The 20,709-nt window shown below is 70.4% G+C and carries 24 protein-coding genes and 1 pseudogene; 4 read left to right on the top strand and 21 right to left on the bottom strand.

The window, feature by feature from the left end; genetic code table 11:
- Nucleotides 1–143: 143 nt before the first annotated feature.
- Genes Q9S36_RS10660 through Q9S36_RS10650 form a run of 3 tightly spaced genes read right to left on the bottom strand, consistent with a single transcriptional unit; the run spans nucleotide 144 to nucleotide 2,591 of the window.
- On the bottom strand, nucleotides 144–836 hold the full coding sequence (locus Q9S36_RS10660; protein WP_311285120.1) for a hypothetical protein: 693 nt from the start codon (nucleotides 834–836) through the stop codon (nucleotides 144–146).
- Between the two features lie 57 nt (nucleotides 837–893).
- Complete coding sequence (gene cls, locus Q9S36_RS10655; protein ID WP_311285119.1) at nucleotides 894–2,363, bottom strand: cardiolipin synthase; 1,470 nt, start codon at nucleotides 2,361–2,363, stop codon at nucleotides 894–896.
- Between the two features lie 42 nt (nucleotides 2,364–2,405).
- Complete coding sequence (locus Q9S36_RS10650) at nucleotides 2,406–2,591, bottom strand: hypothetical protein (RefSeq protein WP_064003630.1); 186 nt, start codon at nucleotides 2,589–2,591, stop codon at nucleotides 2,406–2,408.
- 128 nt (nucleotides 2,592–2,719) lie between these two features.
- On the opposite strand from Q9S36_RS10650, the gene Q9S36_RS10645 reads away from it, so the two are divergent.
- Complete coding sequence (locus tag Q9S36_RS10645) at nucleotides 2,720–3,808, top strand: DUF4192 family protein (RefSeq protein WP_311285118.1); 1,089 nt, start codon at nucleotides 2,720–2,722, stop codon at nucleotides 3,806–3,808.
- A 7-nt stretch (nucleotides 3,809–3,815) separates the two neighbouring features.
- Here Q9S36_RS10645 and Q9S36_RS10640 read toward each other — a convergent pair whose 3' ends face one another.
- The 3 genes and pseudogenes from Q9S36_RS10640 to Q9S36_RS10635 form a co-directional block, all read right to left on the bottom strand.
- Nucleotides 3,816–4,058, bottom strand: coding sequence for a hypothetical protein (locus Q9S36_RS10640; RefSeq protein WP_311285117.1), 243 nt, complete (start codon nucleotides 4,056–4,058; stop codon nucleotides 3,816–3,818).
- Between the two features lie 109 nt (nucleotides 4,059–4,167).
- Nucleotides 4,168–4,684 (bottom strand): annotated as a pseudogene (locus tag Q9S36_RS51610) (zeta toxin family protein); the annotation flags it as partial.
- Nucleotides 4,684–4,938: a hypothetical protein gene (locus Q9S36_RS10635; RefSeq protein WP_242087782.1), complete on the bottom strand. Its 255-nt coding sequence runs from the start codon at nucleotides 4,936–4,938 to the stop codon at nucleotides 4,684–4,686. The pseudogene Q9S36_RS51610 and the gene Q9S36_RS10635, both read right to left, overlap by 1 nt.
- Nucleotides 4,939–5,131: 193 nt before the next feature.
- Here Q9S36_RS10635 and Q9S36_RS10630 point away from each other — a divergent pair, with 193 nt between their 5' ends.
- Nucleotides 5,132–5,539, top strand: a complete 408-nt coding sequence (locus tag Q9S36_RS10630; RefSeq protein ID WP_311285565.1) for an AsnC family protein — start codon at nucleotides 5,132–5,134, stop codon at nucleotides 5,537–5,539.
- A 380-nt stretch (nucleotides 5,540–5,919) separates the two neighbouring features.
- On the opposite strand, the gene speB is transcribed toward Q9S36_RS10630, so the two are convergent.
- Both speB and Q9S36_RS10620 read right to left on the bottom strand, forming a co-directional pair.
- On the bottom strand, nucleotides 5,920–6,921 hold the full coding sequence (speB, locus tag Q9S36_RS10625) for an agmatinase (RefSeq protein ID WP_311285116.1): 1,002 nt from the start codon (nucleotides 6,919–6,921) through the stop codon (nucleotides 5,920–5,922).
- Nucleotides 6,918–7,835, bottom strand: a complete 918-nt coding sequence (locus Q9S36_RS10620; RefSeq protein WP_311285115.1) for a DMT family transporter — start codon at nucleotides 7,833–7,835, stop codon at nucleotides 6,918–6,920. Before Q9S36_RS10620 ends, speB begins: the two co-directional genes overlap by 4 nt.
- A 90-nt stretch (nucleotides 7,836–7,925) precedes the next feature.
- Between Q9S36_RS10620 and Q9S36_RS10615 the strand changes: the two genes are divergently transcribed.
- The gene (locus Q9S36_RS10615) at nucleotides 7,926–8,477 is read left to right on the top strand and encodes an XRE family transcriptional regulator (protein ID WP_311285114.1); all 552 of its coding nucleotides are present in this window, start codon (nucleotides 7,926–7,928) and stop codon (nucleotides 8,475–8,477) included.
- Nucleotides 8,478–8,682: 205 nt separating this feature from the next.
- A complete protein-coding gene (locus tag Q9S36_RS10610; protein ID WP_311285113.1) occupies nucleotides 8,683–8,910 on the top strand; it encodes a hypothetical protein in 228 nt (75 codons plus the stop codon).
- On the opposite strand, the gene lysS is transcribed toward Q9S36_RS10610, so the two are convergent.
- The 13 genes from lysS to tilS form a co-directional block, all read right to left on the bottom strand.
- Nucleotides 8,903–10,426: a lysine--tRNA ligase gene (lysS, locus tag Q9S36_RS10605; RefSeq protein WP_311285112.1), complete on the bottom strand. Its 1,524-nt coding sequence runs from the start codon at nucleotides 10,424–10,426 to the stop codon at nucleotides 8,903–8,905. The two genes, Q9S36_RS10610 and lysS, sit on opposite strands and share 8 nt — an antisense overlap.
- A gap of 120 nt (nucleotides 10,427–10,546) precedes the next feature.
- Nucleotides 10,547–11,290 carry a formylglycine-generating enzyme family protein gene (locus Q9S36_RS10600; protein ID WP_311285111.1) on the bottom strand — a complete coding sequence of 248 codons (744 nt, stop codon included), beginning with the start codon at nucleotides 11,288–11,290 and terminating at the stop codon, nucleotides 10,547–10,549.
- Nucleotides 11,287–11,994, bottom strand: a complete 708-nt coding sequence (locus Q9S36_RS10595; RefSeq protein ID WP_311285110.1) for a DUF2520 domain-containing protein — start codon at nucleotides 11,992–11,994, stop codon at nucleotides 11,287–11,289. The genes Q9S36_RS10600 and Q9S36_RS10595 overlap by 4 nt, the downstream gene beginning before the upstream one ends.
- Nucleotides 11,991–13,670, bottom strand: a complete 1,680-nt coding sequence (locus Q9S36_RS10590) for a PH domain-containing protein (RefSeq protein ID WP_311285109.1) — start codon at nucleotides 13,668–13,670, stop codon at nucleotides 11,991–11,993. Before Q9S36_RS10590 ends, Q9S36_RS10595 begins: the two co-directional genes overlap by 4 nt.
- Nucleotides 13,667–14,242, bottom strand: a complete 576-nt coding sequence (locus Q9S36_RS10585) for a PH domain-containing protein (RefSeq protein ID WP_311285108.1) — start codon at nucleotides 14,240–14,242, stop codon at nucleotides 13,667–13,669. Before Q9S36_RS10585 ends, Q9S36_RS10590 begins: the two co-directional genes overlap by 4 nt.
- Entirely contained in the window at nucleotides 14,187–14,675 is a 489-nt protein-coding gene (locus Q9S36_RS10580; RefSeq protein WP_311285107.1) for a DUF3180 domain-containing protein, read from the bottom strand. Before Q9S36_RS10580 ends, Q9S36_RS10585 begins: the two co-directional genes overlap by 56 nt.
- The gene (folK, locus tag Q9S36_RS10575) at nucleotides 14,672–15,208 is read right to left on the bottom strand and encodes a 2-amino-4-hydroxy-6-hydroxymethyldihydropteridine diphosphokinase (protein ID WP_217529836.1); all 537 of its coding nucleotides are present in this window, start codon (nucleotides 15,206–15,208) and stop codon (nucleotides 14,672–14,674) included. The genes Q9S36_RS10580 and folK overlap by 4 nt, the downstream gene beginning before the upstream one ends.
- Nucleotides 15,205–15,570, bottom strand: a complete 366-nt coding sequence (gene folB / locus Q9S36_RS10570; RefSeq protein WP_217529838.1) for a dihydroneopterin aldolase — start codon at nucleotides 15,568–15,570, stop codon at nucleotides 15,205–15,207. The genes folK and folB overlap by 4 nt, the downstream gene beginning before the upstream one ends.
- Complete coding sequence (folP, locus tag Q9S36_RS10565) at nucleotides 15,567–16,376, bottom strand: dihydropteroate synthase (RefSeq protein WP_311285106.1); 810 nt, start codon at nucleotides 16,374–16,376, stop codon at nucleotides 15,567–15,569. The genes folB and folP overlap by 4 nt, the downstream gene beginning before the upstream one ends.
- Nucleotides 16,373–16,963, bottom strand: coding sequence for a GTP cyclohydrolase I (gene folE, locus Q9S36_RS10560; RefSeq protein ID WP_311285105.1), 591 nt, complete (start codon nucleotides 16,961–16,963; stop codon nucleotides 16,373–16,375). The genes folP and folE overlap by 4 nt, the downstream gene beginning before the upstream one ends.
- Nucleotides 16,964–16,973: 10 nt before the next feature.
- Nucleotides 16,974–18,977: an ATP-dependent zinc metalloprotease FtsH gene (gene ftsH, locus Q9S36_RS10555; protein WP_311285104.1), complete on the bottom strand. Its 2,004-nt coding sequence runs from the start codon at nucleotides 18,975–18,977 to the stop codon at nucleotides 16,974–16,976.
- A gap of 69 nt (nucleotides 18,978–19,046) precedes the next feature.
- Nucleotides 19,047–19,598, bottom strand: coding sequence for a hypoxanthine phosphoribosyltransferase (gene hpt / locus Q9S36_RS10550; protein ID WP_311285103.1), 552 nt, complete (start codon nucleotides 19,596–19,598; stop codon nucleotides 19,047–19,049).
- A 9-nt stretch (nucleotides 19,599–19,607) separates the two neighbouring features.
- A complete protein-coding gene (gene tilS / locus Q9S36_RS10545) occupies nucleotides 19,608–20,636 on the bottom strand; it encodes a tRNA lysidine(34) synthetase TilS (protein ID WP_311285102.1) in 1,029 nt (342 codons plus the stop codon).
- Nucleotides 20,637–20,709: the final 73 nt, after the last annotated feature.

The following is a 20,709-nucleotide window of genomic DNA, read 5'->3' as shown; positions in this document are numbered from 1 at the left end:
GCGATGTGTCGCGGACGCGTGCGCCGGGCGACCGAACGCGTCCCTCGAGCGAAGGCACCCCGCGTTCCAGGGACCCCACCTGCCGCCCGAACCGCGCGCACACGACAGTTCGCGTCTCCGGAACGCCGACCCCCGCGCCCGCGTCAGCGGATCGGCACCGTCTCGGCCGCGTCGAGCACACCGAAGCTCAGCGTCGCCTCGCGGTCGACCACCGCGTCGGAATCGAGCTGCACGAGCGTGAGCTGCGGCGCCATGTCCATCGTGCAGACCTGATCGGCGGGCGGGGTCTCGAAGCGGACGACGACGGATGCCGGTGACGCGACCCGCGTGTCCTCGACGACGGGCGTGCACGACGACGCCCCCCACGTCCGGAGCGCGATCACGCGGTCGCCGATCCACGAGGCGGACGGCGCGTACGCCTCGACAGGGCCGCCGGCGTATGCGGGCAGGGCGATGTCGGTGCGGACGTCCTCGAGTTCGACGCGGACCCGCTGGTCGGCGGTCGCATCGACACCCTCGGGCACGGGCACCTCGAGGGCGCGCGCCACCAGGTCGTCCGTGCACGCATCCGCGGCGGGCTCACGCAGGGCGACGACGATCATCCCGTCCTCCTCGGTCACCTGCGAGACCTCGGGCCGGCAGGACGAACTGCCGTACGTCACGACCCCGATGGTCGCTCCCCCGTCGAGCCACCCGGCGTCCACGCGGGGCGCCGGCGCCACCGCATCCGCTCCTCCTCCGGGGGCCGCATCACCCGCGGCGGGTGTCGCGCACGCAGCGAGCGCGGCGGCGACGACGAACGATCCGGCGAGCGCGGCGAACGGACGGATACGCATGGGGGTCTCCTCCTCAGTGGCGGACACCCGAGAAGTGTCCACAGCCGCCGGATCGTCTCACTGCAGCGCGGAGGTCAACCGCGCCAGGTTGTCGAGGATCACGGAGCGGATGGGGCGCTTCTCCCACTCCTCGATCGTCAGTTCGCGCGACATCCCGCGGTAGAGGTCCTCGACGTTGCGCAGCTGCTCGACGAACTCGGCGCCGCGGACGAGCATCGTCACCTCGAGGTTGAGACCGAACGAGCGCATGTCCATGTTGCTCGACCCGACGACGGCGACCTCGTCGTCGATCGACATGGACTTGGAGTGCAGGATGTAGGGCTTCTTGTACATCCAGATCTTCACGCCGGTCGCCAGCAGCTGCTCGTAATAGCTGCGCTGCGCGTGATAGACCATAGCCTGGTCGCCCTCTTCCGAGACGAACAGTTCGACCTCGACCCCGCGGTGACACGCGGTCTGGATCGCCAGCAGCAGTCCCTCGTCGGGCACGAAATACGGGCTGACCATGACGATCTTGCGCGTCGCGCCGAAGATCAGACTCAGGAACAGCTTCAGGTTGTTCTCGTACTCGAAGCCGGGCCCGCTCGGGACGATCTGGCAGTCGAGGTCGCCGGTCCCGGCATCCGTGGAGAAGTCGGATTCGACCGCGAACACCTCACCGGTCTCGCCGTACCAGTCCGACACGAAGACCGCGGAGAGGGATGCCACGACCGGGCCGTCGACGCGGACCATCATGTCCACCCACTGCAGGCCGCGACGCAGATTGGTCTTCAGGTTGTAGCTGCGATCGGTCACGTTCTGCGACCCGATGAAGCCGACGACGCCGTCGATCACGACGAGCTTGCGGTGGTTGCGCAGGTCGGGGCGCTGATACTTGCCCTTCAGCGGCTGCACCGGCAGCATGAGCCGCCACTGCGCGCCCATGCGCTCCAGGCGCGAGATCGTCGCCTTGTAGTTCGGCTTCCAGCGGTTCGCCCAGTGGTCGAGCAGCACGCGAACCGTGACCCCGCGAGCGGTCGCCCGCTCGAGAGCCGAGAAGAACTCGTCCGTCGCGCCGTCGGACTGAAGGATGTAGAACTCGACGTGCACGTACCGGGTCGCCCGGTCGATCTCGGCGGCCATCGTGTCGAGGCTGCCCTGATAGTCCGAGATGATCTGCGCACCGTTGTCGCCCGCCATGGGGAGCGCACCGAGCTTGCGGTTGAGCCCCACGAGCTGCTCGAACCACACCGGTGCGTCGGGGCGCAGCGTGCCGAAGTCGAGGTCCTCGCTGGCCTCTCGGAAAGCCCGGTTGATCGCCTCCTGCTCCTTGCGGCGCTTGCGGGGCAGGCGCGGGTTGCCGATGAGCAGGAACAGCAGGATGCCGATGACCGGGATGAAGTAGATCGCCAGCAGCCACGCCATCGCCGCTGTGGGGCGCCGGTTCCTCGGGATGATGAAGACCGCGAGGATGCGCACGGAGATGTCGAACGCGAGGACGAGGACGATCCACCACGTCCACGTCCAGTCGACGCTGATGCTGATCACGCGGCCCCCCGGAACTGTGGGCTCAGCCTATCGTTCGGCCCGTCAACCAGCGTTTTCGTCGGGTCGCGGCAGGCCGCGACGGCGGCGCTCCTCGGCCTCGACCTTGGCATAGACCTTGCGCTCGGTGCGATCCATCCGAAGGATGCTGCGCAGCACGAAGACGAGCAGGCCCGCGACGACGATCGTGGGGATCAGACCCCAGACCACCGCACCCCAGTACTCGTCCACCCCTCCATCGTAATGCCGCGGGCGGGGCAGGGCGCACGGCCTTCTCCCCAGGCGGCCGGATCCGCGGTCCGTCCCGAATCCGCGCGGGCGGCGGCCACCGGCATCCGCTCGGGTCCGACGCTGGGCCCATGTCCACGATCGTCGCCGCGGCCGATGCCGCACACCTGCTCCGCCTCGTTCCGCGCCTGCTCGACTACACGCCCACGCAGAGCCTCGTCGTGATCCCCCTGCGCTCCGGGCGCAGTCTCGGCGTGATGCGCGTCGACCTGCCCCCCGACGACGCGGACCTCGATGCGGTCGCCTCGACCGTCGTCGGGCTCGCCTGCCGCGTCGCCGGCGTGGAGGGTTTCGTCGCCGTCGTCTACACGGACGAGTCCGCCGACCCCGCGCTGCCCGGCGCGGATCTCATCGGCGCACTGCGGCGGACCGCCCGCGCCTGCGGCCTCGACGTCGTCGACGCCCTCACCGTCGCCGCCGACGGCTGGGGGTCGCACCTCGACCCGACGCTGCCCCGCGGCGGTCATCCGCTCGCGCTGATCGAGCACCGGGCGCCCGCATCCGACCAGTCGTCGGGTGCCGACCTGCCGCTCGCCGACGCGTCCGAGGTCGCCGGTGCGGCGGCCGCGCTGGCATCGCTCGAGTCGGCGCTCACGGTGCTCTGCGGCATCCCGTCGACCCTCAACACCGAGGCTCGGATCGATCCGGCCGCCCTGGAGGCCGCCTGCACGCTGGACGATCTGCCCGCGCTCTACGAGGAGATGCTCGAGTGGGATGCCGCGGCCCTCGACCCGATGCGCGTCGCCGTCCTGGGGTGGTGCCTGTCACGGCCGTCGCTGCGCGACGTCGCCATCGTGCAATGGTCAGGCGATCAGGACCGCGGCGACGACGCCCTCGACGCGCAACGGCGGTGGGAGGACGGCGACGAGTACCCCGTCGACCTCGCGGAGGTCCTGTGGGGCGAGGGTCCGCGCCCCGACCCGGAGCGCCTGTTGCGAGCGCTCGAGCTCGTGCGTCAGGTCGCCGCGCGGCTTCCGGCCGACGAGCGCGCGGGCGCCTGCGCGACGGCCGGGTGGCTCGCGTGGGCACTCGGCCGCTCGACGCACGCGGGCAGGTACGCGGCTGCCGCTCTCGAGGTGGATCCCCGATTGGGGCTCGCCGAGATCCTCATGAGCTTCGTGCAGTCCTCGCACCTGCCCGACTGGGCGTTCCGCCGCTGAGCGGTCGTCAGCGTTCCACGATCGCGAACCCTCCGGCCGGAAGCGTGACGGTGCCGCCGCCCGGGCGCACCCGCACCTCGCGGCCCCGCGCGTCGTAGACCGACACGTCACCCGTGCCCACCGAGACCCGCTGCGGCGTACGCGCGGCGGAGTGCACGAGCAGCATGCCCTCGCCGTCGCCGCCGAGTTCGAGGCGCCAGACGATCGGGCGCACGAGCAGCCCGTCGAGCTGCAGGTCGCCCCGCGACACGTCGACGCGCAGCCGGTCCTCGCCCTTCGGGAGCGCGCGGGTGAGCGTGTGCGTAGAGCTCGCCGCTGCGGGTGACGATCTTGACGCGGTTCAGGGGCGCTTCGGGGGTGATCTGTGCGAGCAGGTCGCGGGTTCCGGCCCAGCCTCGGTCGTGCTGTTCGAGTGTGGTCCAGCGCGGTTCTCCCCCGGCCTGATGGTCGGTGAAGTAGCGGCCGGCGGCGGCGATGAGGCTGTCGCGGCGTGCGGTGGCGAGGGCGACGATCTCGGTGCGGAATCCGGTGTCGCGGAAGTTGCGGGCGGTCGCCAGGGTGAGCGAGGGGGTGTGGAAGGTGCCCTCGAGTTGGAGGGAGTGGCGATGCTCTCGTGCGTAGTCGATCGCGTTCTTGACCCAGACCGCGGTGGCTTGGGCGAGGATCGGGCCGGCGTCGAACGGCCGATCGCGGACGAGCTGGGTAGTCGCGGGCGATGCGGGAGGTCGCTTGCGACTTGCCTGCGCCGGGTTGCCCACCGACGAGGACGATGGTGGGTTCGGCGTCGGGTGCCAGGTTGTCCGGGAAGTAGTAGGGCCGGATGTCCTCGTCGAAGATGCGCTGGAGCTCAGCGGGGGTGAGGGGGTCGCCGAGCATCAGATTGCCCGTGCGGAAAGTTCCTGGATGCGCGTTTCGATGCGAGCAGCGTGGGTGTCGATCGCCTGCCGGTCGTACCCGTCGACGGCGAGGGTGTCGTCCTTCCAGCGGATCATCTCGGCGCGGAGGCCGGCGGCGGCGTCGGGGTCAGCGGCGGAGCGTGCGCTGTTGACGAGCAGGTGCGTGAGCATGGTGTGCCGCTCCTGCATCTTGTCGTAGGCGACGGTGTCGTTGGTTCGCCATGAGCCGCTCATGTCTGCCTTCCGTCGTGATCAGGTTCCAGTTTACCGAGGGGGGTGGACAGGCTTAGGGAACTGGCGGAGAGGCAATATTGGACGTTGCGATATTCATCGTTGAACGCCTTTCGGCGCGCAGCTGCGGCGCTTTCATCCACATCATGACCCGGGACGCGAGGAACTCCGGGTAGCGTGTGGTCATGATGCGACGATCCCGAATAGGGACATCGCGGCGAGGGTGGGGGTGGCGCCGAGCACGTGCCTGGAGCGGATCCGAAGACCTGTCGACTACGACGAAGTGCTCGCCCTCGCGGCCGGCGGTCACCCGGCGGCTGCGGCGGTCGTAGATGCCGCGGCCGCCGGACTCGGTCGCATGATCAGCCTCGCCGCGAACCTCGCCATGCAATCCACCGTTGTCCTCGCCGGCGAAGGGCTGGGCCTCTGGAGCATCGCTGAGTCCAAGATTCGTGCTGCCGCCGCCGCCGACAGTGACCCACTCGCCGACACCGTGGACATCCTCGTCGACGACGCCGGCTTTGGCGCCTGGGCCCGGGGCGCAGCCGCCATCGCAATCCAAGCCGCGGTCGCACGCCTGGAACACACGGACTGGCCCAGGTGATCGTCAATCTTGCTGTTCTTCCACGTCGACCAGCGTCGAGCCGCTGCGCCGGCGGCCATCGAGTCCACGACAATCCGAGCCGCGCTACTCCGCCCGCTGGGCGTTGAGTCACCACCGATTGCCACGCTCGAGAAGCTGAAGGAGGAGTGCGTCGAGAAGTCAGGCGTCGCGACTGACGCGACACGCCGCCACCAGGGTGCCCGCGCTCACCTACCGCTTCCCTGGAAGGTTCGGCATACCGATCGGGCGGAGCCTGTGACGAAATTCTCAAACACGCGGCGACTGCGAACCTGCGGAGCAGTGCGCGAGCTCACGGAATCGATTTCGTGTCTCAGGAGCTGTGCTTCGCCGAAATGACGGTGAATCGCGGACGGCGTCTCTCAATCGTTTGATGTCGTCGGGCTCGGCTCGGCACTTGTCGGTTGCGTGCGGCCGGCACTCATGCCCATCAAGGCGATGAGTTCCCATGCGGTGTGCGCTGCTGCAAGTCCGGTCACGCCGGCGTGGTCGTATGCGGGGGCGACTTCGACGACGTCGGCACCGACGATCTGCAGTCCGCGCAGCTGCCTCAGAACGGCGAACAGCTCCCTGGTGGTGATGCCCGCGACTTCGGGGGTACCTGTTCCGGGCGCGTGGGCGGGGTCGAGGACGTCGATGTCGATGGAGATGTAGACCGGTCCGGTGCCGAGCCGGTCGCGGATCTGTTCGGCGATGCTCGTCATGGATCGCTCTTGAAAGGCTTCGCTGCGGATGATGGTGAAGCCCAGGCGACGGTCGTCGTCCAATTCGGTCGGGTCGTAGACGCCCCCGCGGATTCCGACGTGCTGACAGTGCTCGAGGTCGAGAAGACCTTCTTCGGCGGCGCGGCGGAAGGGGGATCCGTGCCAGATCGCCGCACCGTGGAAGATGTCCCAGGTGTCGAGATGGGCATCGAAGTGCAGCACGGCGAGAGGGCCGTGCTGCGCGGCCGCCGCGCGGAGCAACGGCAGGGCGATCGTATGGTCGCCGCCCAGCGCGAGGATCTTCGTTCCTTGCTGGGTCAGTCGTTCGGCATGAGTGTGGATGGTGTCAACAGCCTGCTCGATGCCGTAGGGACCGACGCCGACGTCGCCGGCGTCGACGACCTGCTGATCGCGAAACGGGAATGCTTCGTGGATCTGGTGGTAGGGGTGCAGTTGGCGGGAGTGTTCCCGAATGTGCGCCGGCCCGAACCTCGCCCCTGGACGGAAGCTCGTGCCCGAGTCGAACGGGATGCCGACGACCGCGATATCGGCATGTTCGACATCCTGGATCGAAGGCAGGAGAGCGAACGTCGCGATGCCCGCGTATCGAGGGAAGTTCGGGTCGTGCCGCTGTCCGATGATCCTGCGCTCCGACGTCATGTCAGTGCCCTTCCTTCCAGCTCGGGGTGCGGCTCGGCCGAGTGGACCCTAACCATGGAGGTGTTTGCCGCAGAGGCGGTGCCGCGGTGCCGGCGCGACCGCGGGGCGATCTCGCTGACGAGCGAACCGGCAACGATCAACGCCGCACCCACGATAGCGATCCCTGGGAGCCGGTCACCGGCGATACGGCCGATGATCCCAGCCCAGACCGGCTCACCGGCGTAGATGATCGTTGCCCGGGTCGGGGAAACCGCGCGCTGCGCCCAGTTCATGGTGAGCTGGATCGCGCAGCTAGCTACACCCAGCGCAACGGCTGCGAGCAACCAAACCCAGGAGAACGCGGGGACTGGCTCGCCCACGACGGGCATGGTCAGCAAGCCCAGAACACCGGCGACGGTGAGTTGAACGACCGTGACGCGTTTCAGGTCGACCCTCCCGGCGAACACGCTGATCAGAATGATCTCGATCGCGATCGGAAGAGTGCTGACGAGGGTCGCGATCTCCCCCGGCCCCCACCCGAGGGTGAGGCTTCCGGGATCGGCGATCAGGAGGAGGCCGATGAACGCCAGACCGACACCGATGAACGCCATCGCAGAGGGCCGCCTGCGAAAGCAGAGCCACTGCAGCAGCGGCACGAGCGGAACATAGAACGCGGTGATGAACGCGGAGGTGCTGCTGCTGATCGTCTGCAGTCCGACCGTCTGAAGCCCATAGCCGAGGTAGAGCATGCTGCCGATCGCGGCTCCGGCGCCGACATCACGCCACCGCATCCCGCGCAACGCCCGATGAAAGATCACGGCACTGAGCAGACCCGCGGCCAGGAACCGCATCCCGACGAAGAACCATGGCCCGCTGAACTGCACCGCGATGTGGACGACGAGGAAGGTCGCTCCCCACACCGCAGTGATCAGCACCAGCGCCCCTTCGAACCGGGAAAGGCGCAAGGGAGTGCGAGCAGGAAGCCTGTGCAACATTCTGCACACTCTAGGTGCATAATAGTGCACATGGCAAATCAAGACTCCGCCGTGCTCGCCCACGTCGCCGCGAACCTGAAACGGCTCAGGAACACCGCGGGCATGAGCCAGACGGCGCTGGCCGAGCTCGCCGGAACGAGCAGACGCACGATCATCAAGCTCGAAGCAGGGGAAGCCAACATCAGCCTTTCCGGCCTGGACGCCATCGCCCACGCGCTCGACGTCACCTTCACCGACCTCGTGGCATCCCCGGCAGCATCACGAACCGAGATCAACGAAGTGGCCTGGCGGGGGGCCGGCCCGGACAGCTCTGCGGTCCTGCGCGGATCGGCACCCGCGACCAGTGAAGTCCAGCTGTGGAACTGGTCTCTGGGTTCAGGCGAGCGATACGACGCGCAGCCAGACCCCGCCGGTTGGCACGAAATAATCGTCGTCACCGAGGGCCGCCTCCGGCTCATCCACGAAACCGGTCACACCGACCTAGAAGCGGGCCAACACGCCATCTACCCCAGCTCTCAGCGCTACTCCTACGTCAACGACGGACCGACACCGGCACGATTCATCCGCATCGTCGCCAGCTGAGAGCGCGCCGGCGGAAGTTCACACTGTTGGCAACCCTTCCGTCCTCGCCGGCTGGGTCGCCGCGGGGCTGGGGTGGCCGCCGCTGCTCGTCCTCGCGACCGGTGCGGTCGTCTTCGCGATCGCCTGGCCCCTCACGGTCGTCCCCTGTTCACGACTGCGGGTCGACACAGGTTCCGACCGGGTCGTCCTCCTCGTCAGCCATGTCGTGCAACGGCAGACGGTGCTGTCCGCCGCGGCCGTGCACATCGTGGGCACGAGCCGGCTCGCGGGGCATCCGCTCGTCGCCGACGTGTGCTTCTACGCAGGGATGCCGCGGACCTTCCGGGCACTCCGGTTCCTCCCCGCGGAGGTCGACGCGCTGTCGGCTCGGATCGCCGAGACGGTTCCGCTGGCGAGGACGCATCGCCGTGCGCCCGCGCCCGCGCTCACTTGACGAGCGGGAAGAGGATCGTCTCGCGGATGCCGAGGCCGGTGATCGCCATCAGCAGGCGGTCGATGCCCATGCCCATGCCGCCGGTCGGCGGCATGCCGTGCTCGAGCGCGCGCAGGAACTCCTCGTCGACGCGCATCGCCTCGTCGTCGCCGCGCGCGGCGAGCTTCGCCTGCTCGACGAAACGCTCACGCTGGATCACGGGGTCGACGAGCTCGGAGTAGCCGGTCGCCAGCTCGAAGCCGCGGACGTAGAGGTCCCACTTCTCGACGACGCCGGGGATGCTGCGGTGCTCGCGCACGAGCGGAGACGTGTCGAGCGGGAAGTCCATGACGAACGTCGGACGCTCGAGGCCTCCCTTCACGAAGTGCTCCCACAGCTCCTCGACGAGCTTGCCGTGGGTCGCGATCTTTTCGGGCACCTCGACACCCGCCTCGGACGCGAGGGCCTGCAGCTCCTCGAACGACGTCTCAGGAGTGACGCGGCGACCGGCGGCATCCGTCAGCGACTCGTACATCGAGATGCGGTCCCACTGACCGCCGAGGTCGTACTCGGTGCCGTCGGCCCAGGTCACCGTCGTCGATCCGGCCACGGCAATCGCCGCGTTCTGGATGAGCTCCTGCGTCAGGTCGGCGATGCCGTTGTAGTCGCTGTACGACTGGTACGCCTCGAGCATGGCGAACTCGGGGCTGTGGGTGGAATCGGCGCCCTCGTTGCGGAAGTTGCGGTTGATCTCGAAGACGCGGTCGATGCCACCGACGACGGCGCGCTTGAGGAAGAGCTCCGGCGCGATGCGCAGGTACAGCTCGGTGTCGAACGCGTTGGAGTGCGTGACGAACGGACGGGCCGCAGCGCCGCCGTGCTGCACCTGCAGCATGGGAGTCTCGACCTCGAGGAATCCGTGCGCCTCGAAGGTGCGGCGAAGCGACGCGTTGACCTTCGCTCGGGCGACGACCGTCTCGCGGGCGGTGTCGCGCACGATGAGGTCGAGGAAGCGCGAGCGCACCCGGCTCTCCTCGCTCAGCTCGGAGTGCAGGTTCGGCAGCGGCAGCAGCGCCTTGGCCGCGATCGCCCACTCGGTGACCATGATCGACAGTTCGCCGCGCCGGCTCGAGATGACCTGACCGGTCACCGAGACGTGATCGCCGAGGTCGACGAGCTCCTTCCACGCCTGCAGCGACTCCTCCCCCACCTCGGCGAGGGAGACCATCGCCTGGATGCGGCTGCCGTCGCCCGCCTGCAGCGCCGCGAAGCAGAGCTTGCCGGTGTTGCGGCTGAAGACGATGCGGCCGGCGACCGAGGCGGTCTCGCCGGTCTCCTCTCCCGCCTCGAGCGCTGCGAAGCGGTGCCGCAGCGCGGGGATCGTCGTACTGACGGGGACCGCGACGGGGTAGGCGCCACCCGCGGCATCCGTCCGCTCCGCCAACAGGCGTTCGCGCTTGGCGAGGCGGACCGCCTTCTGCTCGAAGATGTCCTCGTCGGTCGTCTCGGCGGGCGTGGGCGCGGACGCGTCGGTCATGGCAGAAGGCTCCTCGGGGATTCGACCCTTCAGTCTATCGGCGAGGCCCTGTGCGGTTTCCGCGGCGAGAGCGGATGCCGGTGGCCGCCCGCCGTGAACAGTCGAGCGGGTCGACCGGGCTCAGCGGCGCGGCGTCCACCCGGGCGGGCGCGGGTCGCCGCCCGCGGCGCGCTCGGCGTCGGCCGCGGCCGACCACCCCTGCGCGGCGTCGACGGCGTCGAAACCGCCCCGCGCGACGCGGAACCCGACGTCGTCGTGCGTCATGCGCGGGCCTCCCCCGCGGCGGGTGCCGGCGCGAACGCTCCACGAGTCATCGGCGAACCCGCCGCCACGGAACACGCGATAGTCGTCATACCGCTCGGTGTCGAGGAAGTCCCAGCACCACTCCCAGACGTTGCCGAGGGTGTCGAACAGTCCGTTGAGGTTGGGCAGCTTGCCGCCGACCGGCTGAGGTGCGCTCACCCCGTCGGCCGATGTCCACGCGATCTCGGCGAGCGGGCCGTACTGCGGGCCCGTCGAGCCGGCGCGGCACGCGTACTCCCACTCGGCTTCGGTCGGCAGCCGGAAGCCGTCGCTGTCGACGTGCCACCGCACCTCCTCGCCGTCGACGGAGTAGGCGGGATCCAGGCCCTCCCACTCCGACAGCGCGTTGCAGAACCGCACGGCGCGCAGCCAGCTGACCTCGACAGCGGGACGACGCGGATGGGATGCCGCGATCCCCAGCACCTCGGAGAGCTGCTCCTCCGTGACGGGGTAGACCCCGATCTCGAACGGTTCGAGCTCGACGGTCCAGCGTGTGCGACGGCGCGCGTCGTGGAGCTCCACCCGCCCGGCGGGGATGCGGGCGAGCTCGACGTCGCTCACGGCAGCGCCGTCGGACCGTCGCCGATTGAGGGGGCGGTCTCGGTGAGCGCGCGGTCGATCGTCGTGTGGACGAGGGCGGAGAGGTAGCGCGACGGATCCTCGACACCCGCGGCGCGGAGCAGGTCGGCGGACTGCCGCACGATCGACGAGGAGAACGTCGTGGCGGTCCCGATCGCCTCGCCGTAGGCGGCGCGCTCGGCGTCCGTGACCACGACGGGCTCGCACCCCATCTCGACGGCGAGCGCCTGCGCGATCGGCATCACGGCGGCCGGTGCGGTCACCGCCGCGTAGGCGTCCTTCAGAGCGCGGAGGTCCGTCGACGTGCCGGTGAAGGCGATGGCGGGGTGGATGGCGACGGGGATCGCGCCGCGCGACGCGGCGGGACCGAGCACCTGTATGCCGTGAGCGGCATCGGTGTGCATCACGATCTGCCCGACCTGCCAGGCCCCGACCTCGGCAAGGCCCGCGACGAGGGCGGGCAGCTCGTCGTGCGGGACGGCGAGGACGACGAGTTCGCTGCGGCGGACGACCTCCTCCGCGCTCAGCCGGGGGAGGTCGGGAAGGATCGCGTCGACGCGATCGTCGTCCGAACCGGACGTGATGCCGGTGAGGGCATGCCCGGCGACCGCGAGGGCGGCACCGACCACGGGACCGACGCGTCCCGCGCCGATCACCCCCACGCCGAGGCGGCCGTCCCGCGTCACGGCTGCTCGTCCTCCGGTCGGGCGGATGCCACGACGGGCGCGGCGGTGTCGGGCGCGGCGGTGTCGGGCGCGGACCCCGCCGCATCCACCCCCGCGGCATCCTCCTCATCCGCAGCCGGGCTCACCGATTCCGCGGATGCCGCAGCCACGGCCGCCGCGGTGATGTCGTTCCAGAGCGCGTACGCCTCTTCGTGGTCGAGCGAGGCGACGGTGCCCGACACCGGGCCGAGCACGGTGTGGCCGGTGAGCCCGGCGAGGCCCAGCCGGCGGTCGAGGGGACCCTGCGAGATGCGTACGGACTGCAGGCGCGCGAGCGGCAGGATGGTGAGCTTCGGCCAGAGGCGCCCGGTGCGCACGAGCACGGCCTGCGGCAGGACGAGGATGCCGTTGCGTCGCCAGGTGAGCGGGTCGATGACGCGCGCGCGAGCCGGCGACGTCGTGTACCCGTCGCCCGCGGCGGGGCCGTGGAGGCCCGCGTCGAGCAGCGCCGCATCGATCGGGACCGACGGGAGCAGCAGGCGCAGGACGCGCTCGACGTCCGCCTGCGTCCCGATGGGCAGCACGTCGCCCATCTGCGCCGCCGACGTGTCGCCCGCCGAACGTCCCGAGATCTGGTTGATGCGGATGCGGTACCACCCGCCCCAACGCCACAGCAGCGGCTGACGGACGTCGACGGCGTGGATGCGGCCGGGCGGCAGCGTCTCGGTCACCGTCGTGAGCAGCCCGAAGGTCACCCGGACGCCCGAGGCCGACGGGGCGATCGAGTAGCGGACCGTCCGGACGAAGCGGCGCACGGCGTACGCGCCGAAGGCGATGGCGGTGGGGATCGAGGCGCCGAGCGCCGGGACGATCCACACCGGCTGCAGCACGAGCCCGACGATCACGGCGATCACCACGAGGACGAAGCTGATCGTCGATCCCGACAGCAGCCCCGCCAGGATGAGGCGCGACATCGGCACGCGGACGATGGATTCCGCTTCGGTGCCGTCGTCCTCGACGCCGTCGATGATCTCGGAGATCCCCGCCGTCACCCGCGAGGTGAGCGGACCGCCGGCCGCCGTGCGGGCCGCGGCATCCTTCGTCCGGTGTCCGGACGCGAGGCGCAGGATGTCGCCGCGCACCGTCTCGGCGTTCGCCGTCGACAGGTACTCGAGCTTGACGTTCGCGTCGAGACCCGCGCCGACGACCTCGAGCTTGGCCAGCGCGACGAGCCGGGCGAGCGCGGGCCGGGTGAGGTTCACACCCTGCACCCGGTCGAGGGGTGCGCGCCGGTGCGTGCGGAACAGCACACCGCTGCGCACCTCGACCTCGTCGCCCGTGATGCGGAAGGTGTGGAAGCGCCACGCCATCCAGAACAGGGCGACCAGCACGATCAGCCCGACGACCACGGCGACGATCGCCTGGACGGCGATGCCGTTCTGCAGCACGAAGTCGACCGGGTCCTCCTCGTCCCACCGGAAGCCCTCCGGCAGGAAGAACGAGATGAGCCGGTCGCGCAGGTTCGCGATCAGGATGCCGATGATGACGAGGAGCGTCAGCCCGCCGCGCAGCAGCGGCGACAGCGGATGCAGCCGGTGCCATTCGCCGTCGCTCATCTCGGACCGCACCGCGGCGGGCGGCGGCGCGGGCACGCCGATGTCCGCCGGAGCGGCCGGCTGCGGGTCGAGGTCGCTCACAGGCCGGTCCGCCGGGTCTCGGCCACCTCGATGAGGGTGTCGCGCAGCGCCTCAGCGTCCTTCTGCGGCAGCCCGGGGATCGTCACACCGGTGGATGCCGCGGCGGTGACGAGCTTCAGCTGGGCGATGCCCAGCATCCGGTCCAGCGGGCCGTGCGTGATGTCGACGAGCTGCAGCCGACCGTAGGGCACCGACACCATGCGCTGCCACAGGATGCCGCGGCGGAAGACGAGGTCGTCCTCGCGCAACTGGTACCCGATCGAGCGCGCCTGACGCGGCGTGACGATCAACGTCACGAGGACGATGACGAAGACGATCGAGCCGGGAATGAGAGGCCAGGTCGCCTGGAACATGAGCCAGAGGGTGAGGACCGCCGCGGCGATCAGCACCAGCAGAACCAGGTTGCCGATGACCTGCCCGAGGACGTACTTCCGCGACAGTTGCCGCCACGTGCCGTCGCCGAGCGGCAGGCGGTTCGCGCCGCGCGGCTCGAGGATCCGCGAGAAGGTCGCGTCGTCAGTCGGAGTGGGAGAGTCCGTAATCGGGTTCGTCGGGTCCGGGCTGGTCATCATCGTCCTTCCGGATGGTGCACAGGTGTTCGGCGACGAGGGCGCCGGCGACGAGGAGCAACCCGCCCCCCAGTGCGGCGATCACCGCACCCGTCGAGCCTAACGAGGGTGACACCGGTCGTGTGAGGACGAAGACGAGGAGGCCGCCCGCGGATCCCGCGACGAGGGCGCCGACGATGCTCGACGCCTTCGCCATCATCGCGATCCGCAGCGCCCGGAACGGATCGACCGGCGCCGCCGCCCCGACGGTCGCACGGCGCACCGGGATCGCCGCCGCGACGACCGCCACCGCGAGTGCGACGAGCAGGATCGGCAGCAGGGGCGACGGGGTGAAACTGGGATGCCCCATGCCCGTCAGCACCTGGTCGACGAAGAACCCGGCGACACCCGACACGACGGCGATGGCCGCGAGCAGGAGCGGGTTCGTGCGCGTCACGACGCACCTCCGGGGAGGGCGGCGCGCAGGTCGGCCACCCGGCCGACACCGGGGAGCACCGCGTCGGGATCGATGCGGAGCCAGGGGTCGAGGACGAAGTCCCGCTCCGCCGCCCGCGGGTGCGGCAGGACGAGCGCAGGGTCGTCGGAGCGCACGTCGCCGTACGTGATGAGGTCGAGGTCGAGGGTGCGGCTCCCCCACCGCTCCCGCCGTTCGCGTCCGTGCCGCCCCTCGATGGCGTGCAGATAGCCGAGGAGCATCGTCGGCGCGAGACGGGTGTCGACGATCGCCACCGTGTTGAGGTAGCGGGGGGCGTCGGCATCCGGTCCGCCCAGCGTGATGGCGACGGACTCGATCGGCTCGGCCGCGGCGACCAGTTCGGTCAGCGGCAGTCGGCCGAGGTCGGCGATGGCCTCGGCGATCGTGGCGGCCCGCTCCCCCAGGTTCGCGCCGAGGGCGATGACCGCGCGATGGGCGGGGCCGGCGGCACGCGGCTCTCGCGGCGGTGTCCCCTCAGCCAACCGACGGCTCATGCGCGCGACCGCCGGACGGTCACGGCGACGTCGCCGAACGGGACGGGGATGGGAGCTGCCGGCTTGTGCACGGTGACGGCGACAGTCTGGACGAGCGGCCACCCGGCGAGCACGGCGGTCGCGATGCGCTCGGCGAGCGTCTCGATGAGGTTGACCGGGTCGCCCGCGAGCAGCGCCGCGACCCGTTCGGCGACCTCGCCGTAGTGCACGGTGTCGACGACGTCGTCGCTGGCCGCCGCGGGCGCGAGCGACAGCGAGAGCACGAGGTCGGCGACGAACTCCTGACCGTCGCGGCGTTCGTGGTCGTAGACGCCGTGATACCCCGTGGCACGGATGCCGGTGATCGCGATCTCGTCGGTCATCGCTCCCCCTCCCACGCCGCGCGCACCGCGAGCGCGAGGCGCGTGGCGGCCACGTCGTGCACGCGCACCGCCCACACCCCCGCTTGGGCGGCGAGGACGCTCGTGACGGCGGTCGCGAGGTCCAGGTCGTCCTCGCCCGCGAGCTCGATGCCCGCGCCGGCGGCGGCGACCGCCAGCATCCGCTTGCGACTCGTCCCGACGAGCACCCGGTGACCCTCGCCGATCAGGCTGGCGAGGCCGCGCACGACCAGCCAGTTCTGCTCGGGCGTCTTGCCGAAGCCGAAGCCCGGGTCGACGACGATGCGGTGATCCGGGATGCCTGCCGCCCGGGCGGCGGCGACGCGCTCACCGAGTTCGCCGACCACCTCGGCGACGATGTCGTCGTACACGGCGGTGCGGTACATGTCGGCCGAGTGCCCGCGCCAGTGCTGCAGGACGACGTCGGCCTCGGTGTCCGCGACGGCGGGGAGCATGTCGGGGTCGGCGAGGCCGCCCGACACGTCGTTGACGATGCGGGCGCCCGCGGCCACCGCGGCCATCGCGGTGCTCGCGCTCATCGTGTCGACGCTGATCGTCGCACCGTCTTCGGCGAGGGCCTCGACGACGGGCAGGATGCGGCCCTGCTCGTCCGCCGGCGCGACGCGCTCGGCGCCCGGTCGCGTCGACTCCCCGCCGATGTCGAGCAGGTCCGCACCGTCGAGACGCAGCGCGCGACCGTGCGCGATCGCCGCGTCGTGCGAGGCGTAGCGTCCGCCGTCGCTGAACGAGTCCGGCGTGACGTTCACGACCCCCATGACGAGGGTCATGTGCGGCCACCCGTGAGCAGGGCGATCGCCTCGGCCCGCGCCGCGGCCTCGGTGAACGCGCCGCGGGCCGCCACGGTGACGGTGGATGCCGCCGTCTGACGCCCGCCCCGCATCGTCACGCACTCGTGTACCGCGTCGAGCACGACGAGCACCCCGCGGGTGTCGATCGAGCCGGCGATCGCGTCGGCGATCTGCTCGCCCAGGCGCTCCTGCACCTGCGGCCGAGCGGCGAGGATGTCGATCACCCGCGGCAGTGCGCCGAGACCGACCACCTGCTCGCCCGGCAGGTACGCGACGTGCGCGCGTCCCGCGAACGGCAGCAGATGGTGCTCGCACATCGACTGGAAGCGGATGTCGCGCAGCATGACCGCGCCCGAGGGCAGCGTGTCGGGGGCCGGCCCCCGCGTCACCGAGATCGTGTGCGCGAGGGGGGCCGCGGCATCCTCCCCCACTCCGGAGAAGAAGTCCGCGTACGCGTCGGCGACGCGCTGCGGGGTGAGCTTCAGGCCCGGGCGCTCCGGATCCTCACCGATGGCCACGAGCAGTTCTCGGACCAGCTCGGCGACGCGCTCGCGGTCGACCGCCATGCGGGCCGCCTCAGGCCGTCGCGGGTCGAGCCTGCCCCGTCGCGTGGCGCGCGGGAGAGGTCTCGGCGGCCGGCTGCGCGGCCTCGGTGTTCGCCGCGACCGGCGCCTCGGCGCGGCGCGGGACCTCGACGGGAGGCAGCGTCGAGACGGGACGCTCGCTGCTCGAGAGCCACTGCGGGCGCGGCGGGAGCTTCTTGACGTCCTTGAAGATCTCGGCGAGCTCGAGGTGGTCGAGGGTCTCCTTCTCGAGGAGCGCGAGCGCGAGCCGGTCGAGGATCTCGCGGTTGTCGTTGATGACCTGGTAGGCCTCGTTGTGCGCCTGCTCGATGAGTCCGCGCACCTGGGCGTCGACGCGCTCGGCGATCCGCTCGCTGAAGTCGCGGCCGTGGCCCATGTCGCGGCCCATGAAGACCTCACCCGACGACGAGCCGAGCTTGACCGGTCCGACGTCGGTGGTCATGCCGTACTCGGTGACCATCTTCCGGGCGATGCCGGTGGCCTTCTCGATGTCGTTGGAGGCACCGGTGGTCGGGTCGTGGAAGACGATCTCCTCGGCGACGCGTCCGCCCATCGCGTAGGTGAGCTGGTCCTGCAGCTCGTTGCGGGTCACGGAGTACTTGTCGTCGAGCGGCAGCACCATCGTGTAGCCGAGCGCCTTGCCGCGGGGCAGGATCGTGACCTTCGTGACGGGGTCGGTGTTGTTCATCGCGGCGGCGGCGAGGGCGTGGCCGCCCTCGTGGTACGCCGTGATGAGCTTCTCCTTGTCCTTCATGACGCGGGTGCGGCGCTGCGGACCGGCGATCACGCGGTCGATGGCCTCGTCGAGGGCACGCATGTCGATGAGCTGCGCGTTCGAGCGGGCCGTCAGCAGGGCTGCCTCGTTGAGGACGTTGGCGAGGTCGGCACCCGTGAAGCCGGGGGTCTTGCGCGCCACGACCGACAGGTCGACCGAGGGCGACAGCGGCTTGCCGCGACCGTGCACCTCGAGGATCTTCTGGCGCCCCTTCAGGTCGGGGGCGTCGACACCGATCTGGCGGTCGAAACGGCCCGGACGCAGCAGAGCCGGGTCGAGGATGTCGGGACGGTTCGTCGCGGCGATGACGAGCACCGACACCTTCGGGTCGAAGCCATCCATCTCGACGAGCATCTGGTTGAGCGTCTGCTCGCGCTCGTCGTGACCGCCGCCCATGCCGGCGCCGCGGTGGCGGCCGACGGCGTCGATCTCGTCGATGAAGATGATGGCGGGCGCGTTCTCCTTCGCCTCCTTGAAGAGGTCGCGGACGCGGCTCGCACCGACGCCCACGAACATCTCGACGAAGTCCGAACCCGAGATGGAGTAGAACGGCACCCCGGCCTCGCCGGCGACGGCGCGCGCGAGGAGGGTCTTACCTGTTCCGGGAGGGCCGTACAGCAGGACGCCCTTGGGGATGCGGGCACCGACGGCCTGGAACTTGGCCGGGTCCTTCAGGAAGTCCTTGATCTCCTGCATCTCCTCGATGGCCTCGTCGGACCCGGCGACGTCGGCGAAGGTGACCGTCGGGGTCTCCTTCGTCACGAGCTTGGCGCGCGACTTGCCGAACTGCATGACCTTGCTGCCGCCGCCCTGAGCGCTCGAGAGTAGCCACCAGAAGAGCAGACCGAGGATGAGGATGGGGAGGAGGATCGAGATGAGGCTGCCGAACCAGCTCGTCTGCGGCACGACGTCGTTGTAGCCGTCCTTCGGAGCGGCCGAGTCCACCGCCTGCACGACCGCATCGGCGCGCTCGGCCACGTAGTAGAACTGCACGTTCGTCGCGCCCTCGAACGGCTCGCTGAGGGTGAGGTCGACCCGCTGGTCACCGTCGGTCAGGGTCGCCTGCGTCACGGTGTCGCCGCCGAGGAGCTTCAGGCCCTCCTGCGTCGTGATGCTGCGGGCACCCGTCAGGTTGGTGATGAGGGTCATCCCGACGATCAAGAGCACGCCGATGAGAACCACGTAGACGAACGGGTTGCGGGAGAGCTTCTTGACGTTCATGGTGCGTTCAGGCTACCCCCGCAGGGCTATGCGGGGTCTGTGCGTTCGTTTTCGGCGTACCGCGCGGAATCAGGCGTAGACGTGGGGTGCGAGGACCGCCACGTCGCGGAGGTTGCGGTACTTCTCCGCGAAGTCGAGTCCGTAACCGACGACGAACTCCACGGGGATGTCGAAGCCGACGTAGCGGCAGTCGATCTCGACCTTGGCGGCCTCGGGCTTGCGCAGCAGCGCGAGCACCTCGATGGACGCCGCGCCGCGCGACGCGAAGTTCTCGAGCAGCCAGCTGAGGGTGAGGCCCGAGTCGATGATGTCCTCGACGATCAGGACGTGCTTGCCCGAGATGTCGGTGTCGAGGTCCTTCCGGATCTGCACGACACCGCTGGACTTCGTGCTGGCGCCGTACGACGAGACCGCCATCCAGTCCATCTCGATCGGGCGCTTGAGCGAGCGCGCGAAGTCGGCCATGACCATGACCGCGCCCTTGAGCACGCCCACGAGCAGCAGATCCTTGCCTTCGTAGTCGGCCTCCACCTGCCGCGCGAGCTGTTCGAGTTTGGCCTGGATCGCCTCCTCGGTGACGAGGACATCGGTGAGCTGGTCGGCGATCTCGGCTGCGCGCATTGCAGAAGTCTAAAGTTCGCGATCGGATGCCGGGAATCGGGCGCCCGTCCCGACCTCGGCTCCCGTGAACTCGATCATCGCGCCGATGCGGCGGGCGCGGCATCCGGGCAGGTCGATCGGACCCTGCCCCGCCCAGTCCGTCACCAGCCGCGCCACCTCGAGGGTCTGCGTGCGCGTCAGCGAGGCGTGGAATTCGCTCGCGACGACGTGCCGGATGATGCGGTGGCGCAGCGCCGGCGGGTTGGCGGCGAGCGCGGCGACCGAGACGGCGATGCCGGCCTCGGCGTGCTCGACGATGTCCTCGATGGTCTCGTCGATCATCTCGTCGAAGGCGTCGGCGTCCTCCCGCAGCTGCGCGGCTGTCCTGGCGAGCGCCTCGGCGATACCCGGGCCGAGCTCAGCCTCGAGCACGGGCAGCACCCGCTCGCGGACGCGCACACGGGTGAAGCGCGCGTCTTCGTTGTGGGGGTCGTCCCAGGGCTCGAGGCCCTGCGCGGCGCAGGCGGCCCGCATCGTCGCGCGGCGGACGTCGAGCAGGGGCCGCAGCAGCGGCACGCCGTCGAGATCGGATGCCGCCGCCATCCCCTGCAGGCTGCCCGCCCCCGATCCGCGCGCGAGCCCCAGGAGGACGGTCTCGGCCTGGTCGTCGAGGCTGTGGGCGACGAGAACCGCAGCGGCGCGCGCGTCGCGCGCGGCATCCCGGAGCACGCGGTACCGCGCATCACGTGCGGCGGCCTCGGGTCCGCCGTCGGCACCGACCTCGACGCGCACCACGAGCGGGTCGAGGTCGAGGCGTGCGGCCGCGCGCGCGGCGCGGGCGGCGACCTCGGCCGAGTCGGCCTGCAGACCGTGGTCGACGGTGACCGAGGCGGCCCGCAGTCCGAGCTTGGGCGCCTCGAACGCGACGGCCGCGGCCAGAGCCAGCGAATCGGCGCCGCCCGACAGCCCGACGATGACGACGGCGCCCTCCGGAAGCCCGGTCAGGGCAGCGCGGACGGCGCGACGGACCTCGGCGACGGCGGGGTTCAGGGACGGCACGGCTCCACGCTATCCGGCCGGTGTCCCGTACTCAGTCTGCGGCGCCGAGGCCTGTCGGGGCTCGCGCGTGATT

The organism is Microbacterium sp. ARD31 (genome assembly GCF_031844425.1).
The sequence above is the reverse complement of the archived record's forward strand: the minus strand, read 5'-3'. Positions and strand labels throughout refer to the sequence as shown.

Coding starts and splice junctions, on each gene's coding strand:
- folP (WP_311285106.1), bottom strand. CDS start 16,376: ATGACCCTCGTCATGGGGGTCGTGAACGTCACGCCGGACTCGTTCAGC.
- lysS (WP_311285112.1), bottom strand. CDS start 10,426: ATGACCGACGCGTCCGCGCCCACGCCCGCCGAGACGACCGACGAGGAC.
- Q9S36_RS10615 (WP_311285114.1), top strand. CDS start 7,926: ATGGCAAATCAAGACTCCGCCGTGCTCGCCCACGTCGCCGCGAACCTG.
- hpt (WP_311285103.1), bottom strand. CDS start 19,598: ATGCGCGCAGCCGAGATCGCCGACCAGCTCACCGATGTCCTCGTCACC.
- Q9S36_RS10585 (WP_311285108.1), bottom strand. CDS start 14,242: ATGATGACCAGCCCGGACCCGACGAACCCGATTACGGACTCTCCCACT.
- folB (WP_217529838.1), bottom strand. CDS start 15,570: ATGACCGACGAGATCGCGATCACCGGCATCCGTGCCACGGGGTATCAC.
- folK (WP_217529836.1), bottom strand. CDS start 15,208: ATGAGCCGTCGGTTGGCTGAGGGGACACCGCCGCGAGAGCCGCGTGCC.
- ftsH (WP_311285104.1), bottom strand. CDS start 18,977: ATGAACGTCAAGAAGCTCTCCCGCAACCCGTTCGTCTACGTGGTTCTC.
- Q9S36_RS10645 (WP_311285118.1), top strand. CDS start 2,720: ATGTCCACGATCGTCGCCGCGGCCGATGCCGCACACCTGCTCCGCCTC.
- Q9S36_RS10635 (WP_242087782.1), bottom strand. CDS start 4,938: ATGAGCGGCTCATGGCGAACCAACGACACCGTCGCCTACGACAAGATG.
- Q9S36_RS10660 (WP_311285120.1), bottom strand. CDS start 836: ATGCGTATCCGTCCGTTCGCCGCGCTCGCCGGATCGTTCGTCGTCGCC.
- speB (WP_311285116.1), bottom strand. CDS start 6,921: ATGACGTCGGAGCGCAGGATCATCGGACAGCGGCACGACCCGAACTTC.
- folE (WP_311285105.1), bottom strand. CDS start 16,963: ATGGCGGTCGACCGCGAGCGCGTCGCCGAGCTGGTCCGAGAACTGCTC.